The sequence below is a fragment of the Paenibacillus sp. Pae15 genome (assembly GCF_024519685.1).
In the GTDB taxonomy this organism is placed as follows: domain Bacteria; phylum Bacillota; class Bacilli; order Paenibacillales; family NBRC-103111; genus Paenibacillus_G; species Paenibacillus_G naphthalenovorans.
Genome location: NZ_JALJRM010000046.1, coordinates 1 through 20,646, shown reverse-complemented (window position 1 = coordinate 20,646; position 20,646 = coordinate 1). Strand labels below are relative to the sequence as shown.

At 48.6% G+C, this 20,646-nt stretch carries 20 protein-coding genes; 3 read left to right on the top strand and 17 right to left on the bottom strand.

Annotation, left to right across the window (positions count from 1 at the left end; translation table 11 throughout):
• Nucleotides 1–122: 122 nt before the first annotated feature.
• Both NR121_RS23925 and NR121_RS25260 read right to left on the bottom strand, forming a co-directional pair.
• The gene (locus NR121_RS23925) at nt 123–512 is read right to left on the bottom strand and encodes a DUF4183 domain-containing protein (protein WP_054817893.1); all 390 of its coding nucleotides are present in this window, start codon (nt 510–512) and stop codon (nt 123–125) included.
• A 116-nt stretch (nt 513–628) separates the two neighbouring features.
• A complete protein-coding gene (locus tag NR121_RS25260) occupies nt 629–1,000 on the bottom strand; it encodes a DUF4183 domain-containing protein (RefSeq protein ID WP_074727571.1) in 372 nt (123 codons plus the stop codon).
• A gap of 387 nt (nt 1,001–1,387) precedes the next feature.
• Here NR121_RS25260 and NR121_RS23915 point away from each other — a divergent pair, with 387 nt between their 5' ends.
• Nucleotides 1,388–2,182, top strand: a complete 795-nt coding sequence (locus tag NR121_RS23915) for an IclR family transcriptional regulator (RefSeq protein WP_062409055.1) — start codon at nt 1,388–1,390, stop codon at nt 2,180–2,182.
• A 105-nt stretch (nt 2,183–2,287) separates the two neighbouring features.
• Here the strand turns inward: NR121_RS23915 and fdhA are convergent, their stop codons facing one another.
• The 14 genes from fdhA to NR121_RS23845 form a co-directional block, all read right to left on the bottom strand.
• A complete protein-coding gene (gene fdhA / locus NR121_RS23910) occupies nt 2,288–3,505 on the bottom strand; it encodes a formaldehyde dehydrogenase, glutathione-independent (protein WP_054817940.1) in 1,218 nt (405 codons plus the stop codon).
• Between the two features lie 23 nt (nt 3,506–3,528).
• Nucleotides 3,529–4,752, bottom strand: coding sequence for an ABC transporter substrate-binding protein (locus NR121_RS23905; protein WP_235594344.1), 1,224 nt, complete (start codon nt 4,750–4,752; stop codon nt 3,529–3,531).
• 52 nt (nt 4,753–4,804) lie between these two features.
• Nucleotides 4,805–5,509 carry an ABC transporter ATP-binding protein gene (locus tag NR121_RS23900; RefSeq protein ID WP_054817887.1) on the bottom strand — a complete coding sequence of 235 codons (705 nt, stop codon included), beginning with the start codon at nt 5,507–5,509 and terminating at the stop codon, nt 4,805–4,807.
• Nucleotides 5,496–6,278: an ABC transporter ATP-binding protein gene (locus NR121_RS23895; protein WP_083351239.1), complete on the bottom strand. Its 783-nt coding sequence runs from the start codon at nt 6,276–6,278 to the stop codon at nt 5,496–5,498. Before NR121_RS23895 ends, NR121_RS23900 begins: the two co-directional genes overlap by 14 nt.
• A gap of 5 nt (nt 6,279–6,283) precedes the next feature.
• On the bottom strand, nt 6,284–7,279 hold the full coding sequence (locus NR121_RS23890) for a branched-chain amino acid ABC transporter permease (protein WP_062409059.1): 996 nt from the start codon (nt 7,277–7,279) through the stop codon (nt 6,284–6,286).
• A 40-nt stretch (nt 7,280–7,319) separates the two neighbouring features.
• The gene (locus NR121_RS23885; RefSeq protein WP_062409060.1) at nt 7,320–8,213 is read right to left on the bottom strand and encodes a branched-chain amino acid ABC transporter permease; all 894 of its coding nucleotides are present in this window, start codon (nt 8,211–8,213) and stop codon (nt 7,320–7,322) included.
• Between the two features lie 44 nt (nt 8,214–8,257).
• A complete protein-coding gene (locus NR121_RS23880; protein ID WP_137670253.1) occupies nt 8,258–8,755 on the bottom strand; it encodes an aromatic-ring-hydroxylating dioxygenase subunit beta in 498 nt (165 codons plus the stop codon).
• A gap of 18 nt (nt 8,756–8,773) precedes the next feature.
• Nucleotides 8,774–10,102 (bottom strand): aromatic ring-hydroxylating oxygenase subunit alpha, encoded by a 1,329-nt coding sequence (locus NR121_RS23875; RefSeq protein ID WP_062409062.1) that lies wholly within the window; start codon nt 10,100–10,102, stop codon nt 8,774–8,776.
• Nucleotides 10,103–10,169: 67 nt separating this feature from the next.
• Nucleotides 10,170–11,363 carry an FAD-dependent monooxygenase gene (locus NR121_RS23870; RefSeq protein ID WP_054817883.1) on the bottom strand — a complete coding sequence of 398 codons (1,194 nt, stop codon included), beginning with the start codon at nt 11,361–11,363 and terminating at the stop codon, nt 10,170–10,172.
• 18 nt (nt 11,364–11,381) lie between these two features.
• Nucleotides 11,382–12,233 carry a fumarylacetoacetate hydrolase family protein gene (locus NR121_RS23865; RefSeq protein WP_074727526.1) on the bottom strand — a complete coding sequence of 284 codons (852 nt, stop codon included), beginning with the start codon at nt 12,231–12,233 and terminating at the stop codon, nt 11,382–11,384.
• A gap of 57 nt (nt 12,234–12,290) precedes the next feature.
• On the bottom strand, nt 12,291–13,415 hold the full coding sequence (locus tag NR121_RS23860) for a cupin domain-containing protein (RefSeq protein WP_256832040.1): 1,125 nt from the start codon (nt 13,413–13,415) through the stop codon (nt 12,291–12,293).
• A 217-nt stretch (nt 13,416–13,632) separates the two neighbouring features.
• Nucleotides 13,633–14,661 (bottom strand): GTP 3',8-cyclase MoaA, encoded by a 1,029-nt coding sequence (gene moaA / locus NR121_RS23855; protein WP_062409066.1) that lies wholly within the window; start codon nt 14,659–14,661, stop codon nt 13,633–13,635.
• A gap of 28 nt (nt 14,662–14,689) precedes the next feature.
• The gene (locus NR121_RS23850; protein ID WP_256832039.1) at nt 14,690–16,594 is read right to left on the bottom strand and encodes a molybdopterin biosynthesis protein; all 1,905 of its coding nucleotides are present in this window, start codon (nt 16,592–16,594) and stop codon (nt 14,690–14,692) included.
• A gap of 53 nt (nt 16,595–16,647) precedes the next feature.
• Nucleotides 16,648–17,889 carry a molybdopterin molybdotransferase MoeA gene (locus NR121_RS23845; RefSeq protein WP_137670250.1) on the bottom strand — a complete coding sequence of 414 codons (1,242 nt, stop codon included), beginning with the start codon at nt 17,887–17,889 and terminating at the stop codon, nt 16,648–16,650.
• A 100-nt stretch (nt 17,890–17,989) separates the two neighbouring features.
• Between NR121_RS23845 and NR121_RS23840 the strand changes: the two genes are divergently transcribed.
• Together NR121_RS23840 and NR121_RS23835 are read left to right on the top strand one after the other, a co-directional pair.
• On the top strand, nt 17,990–18,265 hold the full coding sequence (locus NR121_RS23840) for a ubiquitin-like small modifier protein 1 (RefSeq protein WP_054817882.1): 276 nt from the start codon (nt 17,990–17,992) through the stop codon (nt 18,263–18,265).
• Nucleotides 18,266–18,268: 3 nt separating this feature from the next.
• Nucleotides 18,269–18,544, top strand: coding sequence for a MoaD-like domain-containing protein (locus NR121_RS23835; RefSeq protein ID WP_062409069.1), 276 nt, complete (start codon nt 18,269–18,271; stop codon nt 18,542–18,544).
• Between the two features lie 46 nt (nt 18,545–18,590).
• Here NR121_RS23835 and NR121_RS23830 read toward each other — a convergent pair whose 3' ends face one another.
• Nucleotides 18,591–20,399, bottom strand: a complete 1,809-nt coding sequence (locus tag NR121_RS23830; protein WP_062409070.1) for an aldehyde ferredoxin oxidoreductase family protein — start codon at nt 20,397–20,399, stop codon at nt 18,591–18,593.
• Nucleotides 20,400–20,646 lie beyond the last annotated feature (247 nt).

Sequence of the window (20,646 nt, the reverse complement as noted above, 5' to 3'; positions counted from 1 at the left end):
AAAATTTAGAAAACCAATGGCTCAAATAACATGTATGTTATTCATGCCGCCGTAGAAAAAAAACACTCCGCGGAGTGCTATAAAATTATTGTTGATCTTCCGTTCATATAAGCGATCGGGAATTAGGTTATAACCGTTGTAGTGGAGGTAGATGAAGGGGCGAAATTGACCACTTCCAATACTACGGGAGTAGTCGCCTCAATAGGTTCGGATCCTACCGGTACTTCAATCTCAAGCTGTCCTGCCGCGCCATCCGTATACGTCACCAGGTTGTTCATTACTAAAATACCATTGACAAACACATTGACGTAACTATTGTTCGTAGCGAGTGCCGGCAGCGAGGTAGCAGCTACACCAGCATCGGTCTCAAAATCTCCTACAGCAATCGTCAATGTATTTCCGGCTGTTACCTGTGCCGCGACTTCATAAAAAAACCGCTCCACCGTAGGTACTGTTTCCGTCGTTGTTGTCGTAGTCGCCGAAGCAAAAATTTTCAAAATTCTCAGTGCCATTTCCTCACCTCCCATTCTATGATTATTATATTTCTACTTATCATAAATTTCTTAGATTAATGACCCATTTATTAAAAATCGGGCGCAGGCATGTGGATCATCGTTTAAATCACCCTTTAGTGAATCCGTTTGATCGAGAAGCCTACCGCTTCTAAAATGATTAAAGTACTTGCGTAAATCACTTCTTCATTGGAATATATCGTTAAAGCATTGGGGTTTACGTTATATATCTTTCCTTCTTGTAATACGGCATTCACATATAAATTATAATAACCCTCATCGCCCAGCTCTACGAATTCGTTTACTGGTTCCCCATCATCGTTAATAAATCGATTGGCGGGAATCATTTGGGTATTGGAAAGATCGATGTCTGTATCCGCTACGAAAAAGTATCTCCTTACATCAGGTATGATACGAATGGAAGCGTCCCCCGGAGGACCTTGCTGTCCAGGTGGCCCCTGCTGTCCGGGCGGACCCTGTTTATACACGATTCTTGTTACGATGATCTTTTTCTTGCACTTCCTTTTTCTTTTCCGGCAAGGAACCTTTTGGTTTCGCCTTATCCTTTTTTTCCTTTCCGGCACACAAACAACCGCACTTCTACGTTTACCATGTTTTTTAAATTGTCGTTTGTCGGTATAGTCCAATAAACGCTCCTCCCTCCTCCCTTAAAGCAGTTCGAAAGTATTTTGCTTTATTTTATGTGAAAATGTTACGGAAAGGATGGGTTCTTGACCACGATGGCCTTATAAGTAAAAAATGGACCAATGGTACAGGCAACGGCATAGCTTATAGTTGTATAAAAATAAAATGGATTGTATAATTCATATAATGGATTCAATATTTGTTATAACGATGGGGAGGACTATCTTATCATGCGTGATGTCAACGTAAATTCCGTTCGGGCCATCGATCGGGCTATTGATTTATTAAATGTGTTTTCTGTAGAGCACCCCGTTCTAACAATCGATGAGATCGTAGCCAAGACCAAATTGCCGAAAACAACCGCTTATCGAATATTGTATACGCTGGAGCTTCGGGGGCTTATTCAATACGATCAAAAGAACCAAAATTACCGGTTGGGATTAAAATTGTTAGAATATGCCGGTACGCTTACCACTCTCCTTGACGTCAGGCAAGAGGCGGAGGAAATACTTATTAACCTCCAGACTAATACCAAACAAACGGTGATTATGGCGGTCATCGAGCAGGAAACGTTTGTTTATGTTTTTTTACGGGAAAACCCGGTTGGTTTTAAATATTCCTCTTACATCGGACTGCGCCGCCCTATTAATTTTGGAGTTTTGGGACAAGTCATTATGGCCCATTTGACGGAAGATGAGCTTGAGCGTTTATTGCAAAAGCATCCCCTTGTACGAATGACCTCCAAGACCGTCACCGATCTGGACGTGCTTCGCGTCCGGTTCAAAAAAATCAAAGAGGAACGAGTCTATGCGGATATGGAAGAAACGTATGAAGGCGGCATTGCCATCGGTGCGCCTATATATGATGCGGAAGGCAAGCTGATTGCGGCTTTAGCAATTCTTGGACCTGCCGTGCAGTTGGATGGCGACCGGCTGGAGCCGGCAAAATTAATGGTCAAGGAGGCCGCAAGTCAAATATCCTTAAAAATGGGCTTTAAAGAAGCATTCGGCGGGGTCCGGCTTTAAACCTATGATTCGCATGTCCTGTAGGGAAGTCAAAAAACAAAACGGCCCTGCGGGTTCGCGTGTATATTCTTGGCATACACGGCAAATCCCGCAGCGCCGCAAGGTTTAATGCTTAATCGACCCGTGCGGATCGATGACAAATTTCTTGGAAGCCCCTTTATCAAATTCCGAGTAAGCTTGAGGTGCTTGATCCAGCGAAATCAAAGTGGCGTTTACCGCCTTTGCAATCTGTGCTCTACCGTTCAAAATCGACATCATCAATTCTCTATGATACTGCATCACCGGAGTTTGGCCCGTTACAAACGTATGAGCTTTAGCCCACCCCAATCCGAAGCGGATCTTTAACGTTCCGATCTTCGCATCCTCGTCTACGGCCCCCGGATCACCGGTTACATAAAGACCCGGAATGCCAAGTCGGCCTCCTGCACGGGTTACTTCCATAATGGAATTCAATACGGTAGCCGGTGCTTCACCGTGTGCGTGACCATGGCCATGCGCTTCAAAGCCTACGCAGTCAATGGCGCAATCCACTTCGGGAACACCCAAGATTTGTTCGATTTGTTCCCCTACATTGGGATGCTCTTTCAGATTAACCGTTTCACATCCAAAGCTTCGGGCTTGCGCTAATCGTTCGCCGTTCAAATCGCCGACAATGACGACAGCCGCACCCAGCAATTGAGCCGAATGAGCCGCTGCCAAACCCACAGGACCGGCACCTGCTACATAGACTGTAGAACCGGGCTTCACGCCCGCGCTTACGGCACCGTGGTAACCGGTTGGAAAAATATCGGACAGCATCGTCAGATCGAGAATTTTTTCCATCGCCTGGTCTTTATCCGGGAATTTTAAAAGCTGAAAATCGGCATAAGGCACCATTACATATTCCGACTGTCCTCCGACCCAGCCGCCCATATCCACATAGCCATATGCGGAGCCCGGCCGGTCCGGATTCACGTTTTCACAAACGTTGGTATTGCGTTCTTTACAACTGCGGCAGCGGCCGCACGCGATATTGAACGGAACGGAAACGAGATCGCCTTTTTTAATAAACTCAACGTCACGCCCTACTTCGATGACTTCTCCCGTAATTTCATGACCTAAAACAAGACCGCTTGGAGCCGTGGTTCGGCCTCTGACCATATGTTGGTCACTACCGCAAATGTTCGTCGTGACGACTTTCAATATAACCCCATGATCGCATTTTCTGCCCACATTCAGCGGATTCACTCCGGGTCCATCCCGCAATATCAATTCCGGATAACGGATATCCCGAACCTCTACTTTCCCGGGTTCTACATAGACTACCGCACGATTGTCAGCCATGATTCCCATTCTCCTTTACCCTCTTATTTTTTCTCCCAGAATTTAGGTTCCCATTCCACATGCCAGCTTAAATCCGGATCCAGCTTCAGCATAACGGCGCCATCGTTGGTTGTACCTTGATGATCCTCAGGGGTATAGTTTACAACCGCAGTCGTGACGATAAAGTTATTGAATTGAGTTTCCAGCGCATGTTTGACCGCTTCCGGATCATCGCTGCCGGCTTTCTTTATCGCTTCAATAACGGTAAGTATCGAATCGTAGCCAATCGCCGTCACGTGGTCAATCTCCTTGTTGTATTCCTTCTTAAAGTCATCCGCAAATTTGACCATTAACGGCTTCAGCGGATTTTGCTCGCTAAGTCCTTTCCATGCGATAGGGGCAGTACCTGCGAAATACAGCTGCTCCGGAATATAATCTTTGATCGAGTTGGCAAACGCGTAGGAAACCTGGCTAGCATTAAGGATCAGCGGAATATCGAGACCGATTTGCCCTGCATTCTTGATGGCAATAGCCGGTGGCGCACCCGGGCCAACAATTTCAAGCGCCTCAATGCCCGCGCTCTTTAAGCGGGTCAACTGCGGAGTCACATCGATATCCTGCAGCCCCATTCTTTCAATGACATACTCAATGCCGTCTTTCTTGTTCATGGCCTCGATAATCTTTGCCGAAATGTTGCCGCTCGTATCTGTCGTTGCGATCAAACCCACCTTTTTGATTCCCTTCTGTTTATACCATTCATGCGGAATTTCATGAAACGCATCTTGCTTTAAAGAAGTGACGAAGCCAAAACTGTTCCCGGGAGCCGTATACGTGGGGGATAAAGAAAACATAATGACTTTATTCTTATCGGCAACGGACTGGATAGCGCCGGAGGTTTGAGCTGTGCTTGGCCCCAAAATAATCTTGGCGCCGTCCTTTTTAATCAGCTTTTGTGCATTCTGTACCGCTTTCTCCGGATTATTCTCATCATCGTAATAAATCAGCTTCAACTCGCGGCCGTTAATTCCCCCTTCCGCATTCACCTGTTTGGCCACCATGTCAAAAACCTCTTTCATACTTGACCCGAGAAATCCCGCACCTCCGGTCATAGCCATCGTGGACCCCAAGACAATCGGATTCTTCGCATCCGTCTTTGCCGCTTCGCCGGATTTATTCGGAGCCGAAGCCGGACTGCTCGTCTGATTGCCCGCGCAAGCTGCAAGCAGGACGACAACGAATACCATCATAACGGATAGGGTCAAACTCACTTTTCTCAATTTTACTCTCCCCTTTTACTTTATGTATTCGCTTAACCTTAGATTAATGCAAATAGGCCTCCTTAATATCCTCCCTTGCCAGCAATTGTTTAGCGTCCCCTTCCATCATGATTTCCCCGGACTTGATCACATACGCCCGGTTTGAGATCTGCAGTGCCTGAAATATGTTTTGTTCAACTAAAACAATGGTTCGCCCTTCCTTGCCAAGCTTTTGAATCGCTTCAAAAATTTCCTCCACGATCCTGGGAGCCAGGCCCTGGGACGGTTCGTCCAGGATCATCAGCTTCGGCGACATCATCAGGCCTCTGCCGATGGCAACCATCTGCTGCTCCCCGCCGCTCATCGTACCGGCCTTCTGTGTTTTTCTTTCACGCAGCCGGGGGAACATCTCGTAGACCGATTCCATTCTGGCATCCATCTCTTTCTTTGAGCGGGTAAACTTAAACCCGCCCATGATCAAATTGTCCTCCACACTGAGCTCCCGAAATACTCTGCGGTTCTCCGGAACATGGGATATGCCTTCTTTAACTACGGCATGTGCAGGAAGAGACGTGACGTCCTTTTCCCCAAAATACACCTTTCCCGACGTAACCGTTATCCCTCCTGTTATCGCTTTCAAAACCGATGTTTTCCCGGCTCCGTTCGCGCCTAATATACTAACCACCTCTCCTTTTTCAACATGAATCGAGATTCCTTTCAATACGTTCAGCTGATCATATTTCGCATAAATGTCTTTAAGCGCCAGCATGGGCTTTCTCCTTCCCTAAATAAGCCTCGATGACTTTGGGGTCGTTTTGGACGTCTGCGGGGCTGCCTTCGACCAATTTTTGTCCGTAATTTAATACCACGATCTTGTCGGAAATATTCATCACCAGACCCATATGATGCTCAACCAGAAGAATGGATACACCTTCCTTTTTAATGTTCAGAATCAGATCTGACAGCACTTCGGTTTCCATATCATTTAGCCCGGCTGCAGGTTCATCCAGGATCAGCAGGGAGGGTTTGGCTGCAAGCGCACGCCCCAATTCGACAAGACGCTGAATACCGAACGGCAGCTCCGTAACCGGTGTATAGGCAAAGGGTTCGATCCGAAGAAGAGCAAGGATTTCAAAAGTTCTCTCTTCCATCTGTTTCTCGTTGCTTCTTGCTTTTCTCAAGCCGATACCGGCAGAAAATAAACCATGGTCGTATTGATGATGCAAACCCAGCATGACATTTTCCAACACATTCATTTTATGGATTGAAAACAACCGAATATTTTGGAACGTCCTCGCGATTCCCATACCTACAAGCTCATGAGTCCTTCTACTGGCCAGATCCGTATCCTTGAACATAACTCTGCCGCTTGAGAGAGGAAGCACTTGGGTGATTAAATTAAGCAGCGTCGATTTCCCGGCTCCGTTCGGTCCTATAACCGAAACAATTTGCTTTTCCTCCACTTCAAAAGACACATTGGAAACGGCCTTCAAATCACCAAAATGCCTGGATATGCCCTCAACTTGCAGTAAACCCAAATCGTTCACTCCTTCCCCATCGATTCTTGATACACCCTGTTTTCCTTTGGGGTCGTCTTTCTTCCTTTTAACGATAACGATACCTTATCGATCGCCGATTGAACGCCTCCCGGAAGAAAAAGAACAACCAGCAGAAAAATAATCCCCTTGATCAAAATCTCGTAGTCCTCCATCAAGGCTGAGATCTGCGGAATAATTTGAAAAACGAAAGTCCCCGTAATCGGTCCGAGATATGAACCAAGTCCGCCAAGAAAACCCATGATCAACATATTGATCGAATTATGCATACTTACAATGTCCGGAGAAATAAAAACCATATAATGAGCGTAGTATCCGCCGGCTAATGCGCCCAAGGTACAGCCCAGAACAAAGACTTTCATTTTAAATCGGAATACATTGACGCCAAAGGAAGCCGCAGCCCCCTCATCGGAATGGATGGCCTTCATCGCTCTTCCTTCACGGGAATTCGCCAGATTTTTCGTCAGAATGAAGATGATCAGCACCGTAATCCAGATCAGATAAAAATGATCGTGGAACGAATGAAATTGATACGATCCAATAGAAAAGCCCGGAATATTGGCAAGTCCGTTGGGTCCTCCCGTGATTTCACCACCGCTGTTGATTAAAGTGAAGAGTACGACCCCAAGCCCCAATGTCCCCAATGCGAGAAAGTAGCCGGACAATCTTAACAGCGGGAACGCAATAAGAAAGGTAAACATCGCGATCAGGATACAGCTCAGCAGAATCGATAAAAACGGATGCACATTCAAATGAATGGACAGATATGCGGATACATAAGCGCCTAAACCAAAAAAACCCGCATGTCCAAGCGCAATGAGTCCGGCATAGCCCAGAATTAAATTCAGGCCGATCACCGCAATGGCATAAATCCCGGCAATATTGACCGTTTCAAAAAAATACGATTCTCCTAAAAGAAAAGGAGCGATGCTGATAAACAGCACTAAACATGCCAGATCCCAAGAAACCCATTTTTTAGTCACTCTATCCCCTCCTGTCGATTTGTTAACATCACATTAAGAATCAGCCGTTCTTTTTATAGAGTGACTTGACGGATACCAAACCGCTTGGCAGAAACACGAGTAAAACAAGCAGGACGATGAACGAAAACGCGTCTTTTAACAATGAAGAAACAAAGCCGGCGGCATAGGCTTCGAATAGTCCGAGGATTAACCCGCCGATGATAGCCCCTCCATAGCTGCCCAACCCTCCCAGAAGAGCGGCAATAAACGCTTTTATTCCTAACATCGATCCCTGATAATAACTCATCGTAATGAGCGGGCCTGCCAAAATTCCGGCCACAGATCCCATAATGGAACCGATAATAAAAACGACAAGGATCATTCGTTTGACATGAATCCCCATTAATCCGGCCGCATACGGATCTCCCGAGATGGCCGTCAAAGCCCTGCCAAAATAAGTGTTTTTATTCACCCATCTGAAACCAAAATAAATGAGCAGCGACACCGCAATGATCAGAATCGTTTGCGAATCCACATTCGCCGAAAATACGGGGATGGATACACTTTTAAACAAAGCCGGTATCGCAAAGTTATCGCTGCCCCAGACCAGAAACGCGGCACCTTTGAGAATTTCCCCGAACGCAACGGTAACCACAATCATCGTAAGAATATCCGGCTTTTTTAACGGGTTAATGGCCATTTTGACCATGAACCACCCAATCACCGAAGCTAATACGACGGTTAACAATAGACCTACCCAATACGGACTGTTTAACGTCGTGACAAAGGAGTACAAGCTCAAGGCGCCGATCATAGTAAATTCTCCTTGGGCGATATTAAGAATCTTGCTGACATTGAAAATGATCGTGAACCCGAGAGCGATAAGAGCATAAATAAATCCGATGGTGATACCGCTCCAAAAGCTTTGTTGAAATAACATCATCTGTGCGTCCAACCCTATCTTCCCCCTTTCACGTCTTACTCTAAATAAATGATGAATTATAAGAACATGCTGAGATTTTTCAGATTGAGTATCGTTTGATCGGGAATAATCGTTCGGGAACAAATCTTAAACCCATCTCCGGCCTTTCGCAGAACATCCATTCGTTCTCCAAATAGTTGTTCGATTTCGGTTTCAGACGCCCGGCTTCGCATCAATAAAAAGTGACTGCGAACGCTTAGTTCCTGATCCGACTCGCTTTCAACCAGAATATTGGATACGAAATGCCGGGTGCGTGGCGCAGGATTTTCCGCCCATGCCGACGTTGTGCTTAACCTTTTTACGCGCAGGTTTAATGAAGTCTTCGTATCTTCAAAGAAAGTCATGTCATCCACGATGTTGGACCCATCCCTCTCTTCACGGGTAATCCGAACCGGCATCCGGTATACAATATCATCCGCAAGCAGATCCAGCCATTCATTAAAAAGCCTGCGGTCCAGTATAGATGCTTCGCGGGTATAAAAATGAGTCACGCGAAAATACGTTTCCATGTTCATCCTGTTCATCTCCTCCGACTATTCCTTGGTCAACATCTCAAACCAGTAGTCATGATACCCTCTGGTCATAAAATCCACATAGTTGGTTGAATAAGCCACACCCGGCCCTGGAAAGGTTTCATCGGGAGCAACATGGTCATATCCCATTAAATAGTTGGAGAAGTTATTGTAATTCAGCGATTTGTCCCGAACCATGAAGCCTTTGCTGGCCTGCACCACCCGTGCCCATATTTCCGTATCGTCCTGCTCTAACGTTCCCGAAGGGCCAAACGAGCCGATATATCCTTTATAAGCATCTTCCTTGTATTGTTCCGGCGCACTTTGATCAATCAGGAACCATGAAATGACTTCCACTTTATCGGGTCCGAGCGGCCGCCAAACACGCACGTTAAAGTAATTGTATAAATGACCTTCGTTGCCGTGAAGCGGGCAGTTAAACGACATATTCGGAAAGCATGTGCCTACAAGCACTTTTACTTTTTCAAACACTTCCAGTTGTTCTTTGGTTAAATTCCGTTCAAACATAGGCCACATTTCTTGCGGCAACCCCTGATATTTAACCGGTCTGGCTTTGGACTTGGGACTGCTTGTGATGACGCAGATCCCGTGTCCGTGGTTACAGGCTACACCATGACCATAGCTTGCATATAACGGATCTTCGGGACTCATGCCAAGCTCAACCGTTGACCGGTGCGAGGTTTGAACATGATAGGGATCTACAAAATTTTCCGATACCATCTTCCAGTTCGCATGAACGACCCAGCGCTGAGGCACGCCCCGCACCTCCATACCTCCATCGCTCCGTCCCAGCATGATATCCAAATACCATCTAAATTCGCCAAGGAACTCCTCCAAAGGCATCGCCTGAGGGTCCAGATTCGCAAAAATCAGGCCTTTATATACCTCTACTCTTGGAATGGGACGGAGTCCCCAGTCTTTCTTATCCATTTCTTCTCCATAAATTTTATCCCCGGCAACAATACCGATCAGGTCGCCGTCAAGGTTATAGGACCACCCATGGTACGGACATGTAAAGCTTTTCTTTTTACCGGCATCGGCCGTACATAAGTGAACTCCCCGATGTGTACAGGAATTCAAAAACGCTTTAATTTCCCCGCCGCCGTTTCGCACCAACAGTACCGGATCATTCACTATCCAACGAGTGACATATTGCCCTGGTTCCCTGATTTCCGATTCATGTCCCAAAAGCTGCCAGGTACGTAAAAAGATCTGCTCCATTTCAATATTGTAAATATCCGGATCGGTCAATACCCATTGGGGAAACAATCCTCGTTCCAGGCTGTTCTCAATGCTTTTCCTTGTCTCTTCATCCAGATGCTTTTTCATGCTTCCCATCCCCCTTGCCCATTTTTTATTTCAGTTTGTAATCGGTTTCAAGATATCCATTTCAAAACTAACGTTCTTGATTCATCGGGACAAACGTTCCGTATAACCAATCGACCACACTGTAGTCATCCGTTTTTCGCTGAGATAATATCGCGTTTCGCAGAAGAATGGCTGTATTGTCCTCCGTATGAAGGATATCGCCAAAGACGCGGGCGGTCTGCTGCACTTTGGCGGCTCTTGGAGCCCGTTCCTGCTGGTAGGCCATAAACGCCTGCTGTATTTGGCTTCCATGCGCTTCGAGTTTCTCGCCTAAAACGAAGGCGTCTTCCAACGCCTGACATGCTCCTTGCGCCAGATACTGCAGCATAGGGTGGCCCGAGTCGCCAAGCAGCGCAATCCGTCCTTCCGTCCATGTATGGATCGGCTGTCTGTCGTACAAAGGCCAACGGCGTTGGCGGTGAATAAAGGAAACGGCGTTGAGAACGGACGGACAGCACACGCTGAACCGCTCATCGAGTTCTGCCGTGGTCCCCCAATCGTCGGAGTCTTCCTTGTATTGATAGCTCCTAAAAACGACGACCTGATTGTAAAGCTCCTTCCGGCGTACAGGGTATTGAACCAAATGCAGATTCGGACCGATCCAGCAGACGACGTCATCCAGATTGGCCTCGGGAATCTCAGAGATCGGAATGGTTCCCCGATAAGCTACATAATGCGAACAGACGGCTTTGTCTTCAACAAATAATTTACGCGTTCTGGACCATAGTCCATCGGCGCCGATTACCGCATCGGCCGTGTAAACCGAGCCGTCTCTGCAACTGACCCGGGCCCGGTCCCCCAAATCCTCGACGGACAGCGCCTCTTTGTTGTTCAACAACGTAATCAGATCATGGGAACGACATGCTGCAAGCAGTGCATCCAGCAAATCCGACCGATGCGTCACAATATAGGGATAGCCGTAACGCCGGAGGAAGGCGCCGCCTAAATCCAGGGCGGTCATTTCTTGGCCGGTGATGGCATCCATCAAAACCAGTCTTCGGGGCGCAACCGCTTTTTCCATGACTGTACCCAATACTCCCAGTTTATCCAATACCGCCAGTGCATTAGGCGCAAGCTGCAAGCCTGCACCAACCTCTGCGAATTCCGGAGCCTGCTCCAGCACTTGAACCGGCCGTCCGGTTTTCGCAATGCTTAAAGCTGCCGCCAATCCGCCAATCCCGCCTCCGATAACCATAAAAGGAATGTTGTTTGTTTTTGTCATCCTCGAGTCCTCCATGCATTAAACAGCATCATCTTTAAAATCGACATTCACGCTAAATTCGCCAATCCGATCAATGCGGATTCGGACGCAATCTCCCTTGGTAATGGGTCCAACTCCCTCTGGCGTTCCCGTTGTAATGATATCTCCCGGATACAGCGTCATCGCTTGCGAGGCCTTCTCCAAGCAGGTGCAGCAATCCCAGATGATCTCGCTGAGATTGGTGTTCTGCCGCAGCTCCTCATTTACCCACAGCTCCATTTGAAGATGATGCGGGTTGTTGATCTCGTCGGATGTGACAATCCATGGGCCCATCGGCGTAAACGTATCAAACGACTTTCGCCACGTTCTTTCCTCCTCGCCTCGAACCGTAATATCCATTAAGGCAAAATAACCAAATATATATTCCCCCGCTTCAGCAGCGGTGATATTCTTCGCTTCCTTTCCAATAACAAACGCGAGCTCCGCTTCGTGGTCATGCCGCCGGTCCTTGTAAGGCAAAAGGACTGTTTCGCCCGGCCCGATAATGGACGACGGTGCTTTTAGAAATAAACCAAGCTTTTCAATCGTATAGGGAGCGTTGTTAAATTTGGCGTTCATTTCGGATTGATGATTTAAATAATTTACCGGAGCTGCTAAAATTTTGCTTGGCTTCGGTACAGGGGCTTGTAATTTCACTTCTGTTAACGGATAAGAATCGGAATTTGTTAAGGCCAGCTCCAGCTTCGGTTTCCATTCGTTAAAGCTGCAAATCAACCGCTCTAACGATTCTTGAGGATTGTGAGCATTCCAGGAGACAGCTTCCGATACATCGTAGATCCGGTCATTTTGGACAATACCTAAACGATGTTGATTAAATAGGGCAATTTTCAACGGGCAGCGCCTCCACATCCATTTCGTTTATGCTCCATGCACATTCATCGGTTTCATTCATTCGGATTCCTGAACCACGGGGGTAAAGATGCCGGTGATGGGTTGATTTCCGTTATGCTCCTCATAGGGCTGTTCCTTTTCCAGATCCAACATTTCCAGGACAGGACGATCGTTAATCGAGAACAGATAGGCATCCCGGGAGCCTGCATTCACATGCTCGTGCCAGCTCCATGGCGGAAGAACGAAAAAGTCCCCTTTCGACCATTCAAACTTTTGACCGTTAATGACGGTATAACCGGTACCTTCCAACACATGATAGACGGCCGTGTGCACATGACGGTGAGCATGTGTATGCATGCCGGGCGGCAGCTTTTGCATCGTTGTACCGATGCGCGGATCTGCGGAACCTCCAGTCAAAGGATTGATATAATCCACCGCATAACCGTCAAATGGATCTGCCTCCTGCAATTGGGATAAATGATGCAATGTCCCTTTCGTCTTTTCCCATTTATAAGCCAACAGCGGTGAAGGATAGCCTCGCTTCTTTCTTTCCGTTACCGGCCGATAGGAACCGCCGGCGTATCGGAGCGTAGAACCGTTATCCGGCTTCGTGACAGGTTGAGCGTTATCGGGATGAGGCTCATAGAAGGAACCGGCAAGGTTGCGGACAAGACCAACGTCTAACCCATCCATCCAAATCATGGGTTCCTTTCCTTCATGTCCATGATCGTGCCATGTCCATGACGGCGTTAAAATTAAATCCCCTTGCTCCATATAGGTTTTTTCGCCGTCGACCGCCGTGAAAGCCCCGTCCCCTTCAATAATAAACCGGATCGCGGATTGAGTATGACGGTGTGCCGGCGCCACTTCGCCCGGAAGCAATAATTGAATTCCGGCATATAAGGTGTTGGTGGCATAGCCGATCAAGCCTTTTTTCATAAGGGAGGGATTCTGCAAATAAACGACCCGCCGCTCACTGTCTCTTCCCAGTGGCAGCAGCTCCCCAGACCTCAAAAGATGCTTGTGGATCGTTTGCCATTTCCAAAGATAAGGCTCCACATCGTGGGCCGGCTCTTTGGTCACCATATACCTGAGCTTGGTCCACAGCGGTCCCAACTGATCCTGTTCAAGCTCCTCATAATATTGGTTGAAAATCTCTTCTTCGCTAACGGAATTGGCCACTTGACTCTCCTCCTTTTGAATCCATACAGTGGATTTATAATTCCACATTATGGTTTGTTGCTTAGATTTTAATATAAGCCATTTCTCTTGTCAACGCTTTCATAGAATTTTTTGGAATACATTCGCTTTTCGATGGCCTGTCATACGGTCTGCAAAAACCGGAACAGCACAAAAAAGAGGAGACATTTCATCTCCTCTTCATCCTATGGCGTTCCAGTTACCCGCCGATATGAGACATCTCGACTTTTTTCTTTTTCGTGATTTCAGGCGTATTGGAGAGCCTTTCTTCGGAATAACGGTCCGTCCGGTGACGCCAAAACTCCGTGATCAATTCCCGGATCTCCGGATCGCTCTTACCCTCTCGCAAAGGGGCGCGGAGATCGGTTCCGGCTGAAGCGAACAGACAGCTGTACATCTTCCCTTCCGCGGAAAGCCTTACTCTGGTGCAAGTGGAGCAGAAGGCTTGAGTGACGGAAGAGATTAGGCCGATCTCCCCTTTTCCCTCCAGATAGCGATATCTTGAAGCCACCTCTCCATAATGATTGGGCCCGACCGGTTCTAGCGGCATTTCACGATGGATCCGCTCAACGATATCCCGGCTGGGAAGCACTTGGTCCAGCCGCCATCCATTGGAGTTGCCTACGTCCATATATTCAATAAAACGGAGGATGTGCCCTTTCTCGCGAAAATATCTGGCCATGGGAAGTACATCCTGATCGTTCGTCCCCTTTTGAACCACCATATTCACTTTAATTTGCAAGCCTGCAGCCGCGGCCGCTTCGATTCCTTCAAGAACGTGGGATACCTTGAATCCCCGGCCGTTCATTTGGCCAAACCGGTCATCATCCAGGCTGTCAAGACTTACCGTAACCCGGTGCAGCCCCGCTTCCTTCAAAGCTTTCGCGTGCTTGGCCAGTAAAGAGCCGTTGGTTGTCATGGCGATGTCTTTGACTCTGCCGACCTTGCTGATCATGTGAATGAATGTTGGAAGATCCCTGCGCATCAGCGGCTCCCCGCCGGTAATGCGCACCTTCTCCACACCCAGAGAAACGAAAATCCGGGTCAGTCTGGTCAGCTCCTCGAAGGTGAGAAGCTTCTCCTTGGGTAGAAATTTGTAATCGGACCCGAATATTTCTTCGGGCATACAATACCGACAGCGGAAATTGCATTGATCCGTAACGGATATGCGCAAGTCACGGAGGGGGCGTTGTAGCTTGTCGACAATTGAACGGGTTGGTTTCTGCATGCGCTAATCACTCCCTCAACGAGCGAAATTAATTCTCGTAAACGATCTGTCCGGACTCCCGGCAGCTGTACCCTCCCAAGGATTCCATTTCTTTTTTAAACGACTCGGATCGAATCGCTTGTAACAGGGTCTCCCCCTCTAGACTATAGTAAAAATGCTTGCTCATCAAGAGATCATAACGTTCTTCCGCTACAGGGATAAAATCAAGGTCCATCGCCTGGGCCGCAGAATAAATACCCAGACCGACATCCGCCGCGCCACCCGCCACTGCCGCCGCAACGCTGAGGTGATTGATGGCTTCCCTGTCATATCCATATATGGTATTCCGGTCGATGCCTTCTTGTTTTAGCAGGTAGTCAAATAAAATCCTGGTGCCGGCCCCCCGCTGCCGGTTCATATAAGTCAGCCGGGACTTGCCAATATCTGCAGCAGACCTGATCCCCAAAGGGTTCCCTTTCGGAACGATCCAGCCTTGTTCGCGATAAACCAGCTGAACCAGAACGACCTCATGGCCTTTCAGATACTTTTCAATATAAGGAATATTGTAGCTTCCCGTTTCCTCGTCGAATAAATGAACACCGGCCGCATGGGCCTCCCCTTTTTGGATCGCGAGGATTCCGCTCAAACTGCCGACATGAGACGAAACCAGAAAACGATCGGGGTATGTCTTCCGCAGCAGGGTATGCAGAACGTCCACGGACAAATCATGGCTGCCGGTAATCACGATCGTACGGTCGATCTGTTCTTTAGGGCGGTACAGCTCAAGCTCTACCATCTCTCCCTGCTCATAGCCCATATGTCCAGCCGGAATGCGAAGCAAGCCGTCCGCACGCACCATCGACATTGTAACTCCAGCCGCGCGGGTCAAAGGATTGGCAATATAGGCTCCATCAATACAGCCTACCGTCATGCGGACAAAGTCGTCGGCTCCCGCATCGGATACAATTCTTCTTCCGAGCTTCACCTGAAGAAGATTGCGCTTCGGCTCGATCAGACCGTAATAATGATGGACCAAAGGACGCGCAAACCATTCCAACGACAGATAGGCCGAAACCGGATACCCCGGCACGCCGATCACCGGTTTCCCGTTCACAACGCCTGTAATCGTAGGCTTTCCGGGTCTCGTGGCCACTCCATGAGTAAAGACCCGGCCTAATTCAGAGATGACATGAACGGTATAATCCTCCGTTCCCGCAGAAGAGCCCGCATTCAGAATAACGATATCGGCCAGCCGGGTCGCTTCCAGCACTTTTTCTTTAATTGTATCATACTCATCCTTAACGATACCGAGATAAATCGGCTCCGCACCCCATTCCTTCAGATACGAGGCAAACACGGTTCCGTTAAACTCCACAATCTCTCCGCGTCCTACCGCATCGCGCGGCTCGATGAGCTCGGTGCCTGTGGGAATGATCGCCACCTTCGGCCTGCACAGCACGGCAACCTCGACCCTTCCGCCTGCCAGAATCGCCCCCAAGTCCACCGCACGCAGGGCATGATGAGCCGGAACGATCATTTCCCCCACCACGACATCCTCCCCTGTAGGACGGATATGCTGCCAAGGGGCTACCGGTTCCAAAATTTCTATCGTATCCTCGTCCACCTGATGAATATGCTCAATCATGATCACGGCATCGAACCCGGGCGGGATCGGATCGCCTGTATCCACGATTTCATAATCAACACCCCGCTTCAGTCGAACGGGATTTTGTTCATCCGCCCCATAGGTTTTTGCCGCCGCAACGGCGACTCCATCCATGGCAGAAGCATTGTAATTCGGCATCGATACCTTGGCATACACAGGATCGGCCGTGATTCTGCCTAAAGCCTCGGTCGTTCGGACCCATTCCACCTTTCTGTCAAACGTGATTTTCTCCAGAAATTCACGCTGGGCGTCCTGCAGCGGAGTGTCTTCCAAGTAGATTTTTCGCATGGTATACCCCTTCCAAAGCCTTCTGCATTCATTTATTTCATTTGCCGCTACGGTCAGATCTCCTTGCCAAACAGCTTGATCTTTACATGATCTCCTTCCAAAATGCCTTCTTTATTCGCTGAAATTTCCATAATACCGTCGCTTTCGACCATAGTCGTAACCAAACCCGACTTGCCGAAGACAGGTACCGCCCACAGCCCGTCCTCGCGCTCCTCCAGACGAACCCGAATATAATCGCTCCGTCCTACGGCGGAAGGAACATTACGGGATATGCGCGCCCTAAACCGCTTATCAAAGTCATCTTTCGATTCGCCCTGAAGCTGCTTCAGGATAGGGACGCCGAGTAAATCCAGCATGATAAGTGCGGATACGGGATGTCCGGGCAATCCCATGACAGGTTTTCCCTGCGATTTTCCAATAATTGTCGGTTTTCCCGGCTTTGTAGCCACACCATGTACCAGCACGCCCGGTTCACCCAGCGCCTCAATGACTTGAACGGTGAAATCTCTTGTTCCCACCGAGCTTCCTCCCGACAAAAGAAGAAAATCCACCTTGCCGAAGAGGGCACGCGCACGGGCCAAAAACTCCTCATACTCATCCTGCACTATGCCGCCATAAATCACTTCGGCCCCAAGCTGCATAAGCCGGGAACCTATCATCACACTGTTGATATCACGGATCTCTCCCGGGGAAAGCTCCGTTTTGTCCGGAGGAACAATCTCATCGCCGGTGGAGAGAATCCCGACGACCGGGATGGAGGCGACCGCCACCTCCGTTATGCCTATGGCCGCTAACAAGCCCAAATCCTGCGGACGAAGCCGTATCCCCTTGTGAAGGACATGCTCCCCTATCTCTACGTCGTCGCCGGCCCGGATCACATTTTCCCCCGGAGCGACCTGACGGTAGACATTAAGCAGGTCGCCCACCTCTTCCACATGCTCAATCATCACGATGCTGTCAGCGCCCTCCGGCAGCATCCCCCCTGTAGGAATATATTGAGCCTGCCCTTCCAGAAGCGGAATCTCCGCTCTCTTGCCCATTTGAATTTTTCCCGTAATATCCAGAAAAGCGGGCATGGACTCCGATGCGCCATAGGTTGTTTTCGCCTGAACCGCATAGCCGTCTACCGTAGATCTGGCAAAGGGCGGAACCTGTTCCCTGGAATATACATCCTCGGCAAGGACACGGCCCACCGCCTCCCGGATCGAAACCCGAACAGGTTCGTGAATGGGAGCAAAATGCGTTTCGATGATGTTCACTGTTTCGTCTACGGTTTTTACATTGAAGAATTTCATGCGCTCCTCCTGCGGCTAAAAATGGGATCAACTCTGCATCTACACAAAAAGGAAATCAATCCATTATAATGAAAGATAACAAAAGAAGGGAGCTGTCCATATGAAGGTCAAGCTGTTTGCCAATTTCCGTGAAATTTGCCTGGACAAGGTCGTGGAAGTACCCTCTCCTGACGGAAGCTCTGTCATTCAGGTGCTCGAGGATTTAATCAAGCTTTATCCCGCCATGGATGATGAGGTATTTGATCATGAGCGGAAGCTCAAGCCCTTCGTCCATGTGTTTATTAACGGTAGAAACATCATTCATTTGGACGGATTGAATACTCCCGTCAGCGGGGAAGACCAATTCGCTCTCTTTCCCCCTGTAGCCGGAGGATAATCGATGACGGCAGAGCGGACATTGGAATTTCGCGGCATTCCTCTAGAGCATCTGAAGACTTATTTGATAGAACTGGGGGCGGCAAAACAGACCTTTGAATTTCCTTTTGTTTTTCAAGGACCCGATTGGCAGGCACACATTCTAAGCGAAAATCAACTCCGATTTACACCCGTATTCATCGTAAATGCCGTCTTTATCCGTTTTGAAGCATCGTCCCAGGAAGCTCTTCAACAAGTCATTGCAGCCTTCCGCCGAAAAACATTCAGGGCAGGAGGGTAAAGAAAAGGTGGAATCCGGATTCCACCTTTTTTTATGCTTGTTTAGTTTAGATGATTTGCAATTCTTTCAGCTTTTCCTCCGGAACGACTCCGTCCCTCCAACCGCGAACCTGGTAATACTCATCAAGCATGATATCCATCCGGCTTACCGAGCCCGCGCTGTTCCCGGTGGCAGGCTCTTGCGTAAAGCGTTTAGGCAAGTAATCGTCCTCACGCTTGTTAAAGCCGGCGAGATTGTTATAGTAACGCTCCAGATTGTAGATTCTCTCCCCGATTTTCAATACATCGTCGCCCGTAATGTCAGCACCTGTCATCGCAGAGTACTGCTGCGCATAGTGATCGGCATTTTCGGAGAAGGAGGAGAATTTACATACGTTCATCGAATCCGAGAAGGAGTGAAGATCCTGGAATATTTTCAGCAGCGCCCCTTTTCCTTCCGCTACAAGCCGGTCCGTAGGCTCCGGAATTCCCGCAATTTCACTGGCTACGGTGTAGCCGCGCAGGTGACAGGCTCCGCGGTTGCTTGTGGCAAAGCCAAGACCGATCCCTTGAATGCCGCGGGGATCATAGGCCGGAATCGATTGCCCCTTGACGGCCATTGCCAGGTTCGGATCGCCGAACTTCGCAGCTGCACGGGCAGGCCCTTCGGCCAGGATATCGCCAATGCCTTGGCGGAATACCATCTGCTCTACCAGCTCAATCATCCGATCCGCATCGCCCCAGGAAATATTCTCAGAGATAAGCCCCCGTTCAGCGGCTTCCATGGTCACGGAAAGTACATTCCCCAGCTCGATGGTATCCATGCCGTATTCATTACACATATTGATCATGTAAGAGATCGCTGCCGCATCGCTCAATCCGCAGTTCGCGCCCAGCGCCCAGCCCGATTCATACTCGAAGCTTTCGACCTTTGTCTTGTACTTGCCTTCCTTGACCTCCACTTCCTTCTTACAGGCCACGGGACAGGCGTGACAGGTATTGTCCGCCACGAGCAAAGTCGAATTGACCGTTTCCCCGCTGTGGCCTTCCGCAGCATCCCAATTCGTATATTTGGAGTTCATGGTCGGCAATGCCCCGACTTCATTAATCAGGCTCGTAAGCACGTTGGTGCCGTATACGGAAAGTCCGCCCTTCCTGGGAGCGGTAAGCCCGCCTTCCATCACCGCCTTGAGCCCGCTCTGATTCGCTTTCTTATAATCATCGTCCTTGGCCGGAACGGGCATATTTCCTTTCTGTTCGGCCTTGATCACAATCGCTTTCAAATTTTTGTAGCCTGCGACAGCCCCTGTTCCCCCGCGTCCCGCCGCACGGTCGTTTTCGTTCATGAAGCCGGCATAGCGCACGAGGTTTTCTCCGGCCTGCCCGATACACATGACGCTCAGATTTTCTTTTCCGTATCGGTCTTTCATCACCTGAATCGTATGCCGCGTCCCTTTACCCCATACGTCGCTGGCATCCCGCAACTCGGCTTGACCGTTCTCAATGTACAGGTAGACCGGTTTTGCGCTCTTCCCCGTAAAAATAATATTGTCGACCCCGGACCATTTCAGCCTCGCCGCCGTCCATCCTCCCATATGGGAATCGGTAACGGTACCCGTAAGCGGAGATTTGGTAACGACGCATAATCTGCCGCTCATTACCGTTCTTGAGCCGGATACGGGGCCCGTCATAATACAGAGCATATTTTCGGAAGACAGCGCTTCCACCTGGGGCCCGTTATCCAGCAGATATTTTACTCCAAGCCCCCGGCCTCCGATAAATTTCCTTGCCAGCTCCTCATTAATCTCCCTGTAGCTGACGGTTCCGGATGTTAAATCGACCACTACTTCTTTGTTCTTGAACCCGCCTAAGTTCATGCCGCTCGCCTCCTATTCTAATAAAAACAAATTTTCATTAATATTCATACTATTTCGACATATATTAAATAGTTCCTCCTTTTTTTGCCAATGAATTGATCAAAAAAGATTGCTATGAAAGTAACTTCGTAATACATTATATTTTGAAAGCGTTTATTTTATGAAAATTCACTGTGAAGGAGAAGGGTAGCAGGTAGTGTCAAGAAGTTTGTGTAACGTAGTAGATATATCCAGAAGTGGTTGCGTG